This window comes from Streptomyces sp. SID11385, from assembly GCF_010548245.1.
GTDB lineage: Bacteria > Actinomycetota > Actinomycetes > Streptomycetales > Streptomycetaceae > Streptomyces.
Genome location: NZ_JAAGLR010000858.1, coordinates 1 through 1,419, shown reverse-complemented (window position 1 = coordinate 1,419; position 1,419 = coordinate 1). Strand labels below are relative to the sequence as shown.

Genomic DNA, 1,419 nt, shown 5'->3' with positions numbered 1-1,419 from the left:
GAGCGCGGCCCCCGCGCCCGGCCCCGCCCCGCAGACCCCGCCGCCCGCCCCCGTACCGCAAACGCCCCCGCCCCCGCCCCCGCAGGGCTACGGCTACCCGCGCCCCGGCGTGCCGACGGTCGGGCCCGGGTATCAGGCGGTGCTGCGGTTCCGGGCGCCGGACGGTTCCGAGCAGCAGCTCATCCGGCGTTCGGCGCCGGGGCTGCCGCACCCGGAGTGGCAGATTTTGCACGAGCTGCGGGGGATGAACGTGCCGCCGCAGCAGGTGCTGGAACTCCACACGGAGCTGGAGTCGTGCGAGCTGCCGGGGGCGTACTGCGCGCGGATGATTCGGGAGACGTTCCCGCAGGCGCGGATCACGTCGATCGCCCCGTACGGCACCGATCACGCGAGCAGGCAGCACGGGATGGCGCAGTTGCTCGCGCACCAGGGCGAGTTGCACCAGGTCGCGGACGGTCCGGCGCGTCCGGCGCCGGTGCGGGTGCCGCTGCCGCGGGTGCCGCAGGCGCCCGCCGTGCCGCCGGAGGAGGTGGCGCGGGAGCTGGCCGGGGCCTTCGGGCCGCAGGGCGTGTTCCGTTTCGAGCCGCAGGCGGTGGCGCGGGCCGGGGTGCCCGAGGTCGTCGCGACCTCGCTGACGACGGCGGGGCTGCCGTTCGACATGGGCCCGTTCTTCTGGGCGCAGGCGCAGCCGGGCCGCCCGGTGCCGACGCTCGCGGAGCTGGCGGCCGAGCGGGGCGTCGCGGCGGCCCCGGACGCGGGCACGTACCTCGTCGTGGGCAGCGATTTCGGCAAGGCGCTGTGCGTGCAGTACGGGACGGCGCACATCGTCGCGGTGCCGGTGGAGGCGGGTCCTGGCGGGGCGCCCGTGCCGCCGCAGTTCGTGAACTCGGGGCTTGTCGAGTTCACGCGGTGCCTGGCGATGCTGGGCCGCATGTGGCGCCTGCGGTACGGCCTCACGCAGGAGCAGGCGGGCCGCTGGACGGTCGATTTCCAGGCGGAGCTGGCGGCGCTGGACCCTGCGGCGCTGGCGTCGGCGGAGTCGTGGTGGTCGGTGGTCCTGGAGCAGTTGTGGGACGGGCTGTTGTAGGACGTGTCGCAGGGCTCACAGTGTGCTGTGGGGCTCACTCGCGCGGGGCGCTTCCGTCGCCTTGATGACGCATCCTTGGAGGTGTCATCAGCGGAGACGGAGGCCCCAGGCGTGAGCAGCGACGAGTACGGTTTCCCGCCCGCGCCTCCCTCCGTCCGCCCCCGCGCCTACCGCCCGGCCGAGGTCGACGCGTATCTCGCGCGGCTCACCGACGAGTACGCCCTGGCGCGCGCCCGGGTCGAGGCGCTGGAGGCGGAGGCGGCGCGGCTCGGCGCGGAGGCGGAGGCGCTGCGCGAGACGGTCGCGGGGCTCGCGCCGGCGGACTACGCCGA

The 1,419-nt window shown here is 75.8% G+C and carries 2 protein-coding genes; both read left to right on the top strand.

Features of this window, described 5'->3' with window-relative positions; translation table 11 throughout:
* A partial coding sequence (locus G3I42_RS26180; RefSeq protein ID WP_239096684.1) for an SUKH-4 family immunity protein occupies positions 1 to 1,087 on the top strand: 1,087 nt, incomplete at its 5' end.
* A gap of 111 nt (positions 1,088 to 1,198) precedes the next feature.
* Positions 1,199 to 1,419, top strand: a 221-nt coding sequence (locus G3I42_RS26175) for a DivIVA domain-containing protein (RefSeq protein WP_164289917.1), incomplete at its 3' end; no start/stop codon positions are given.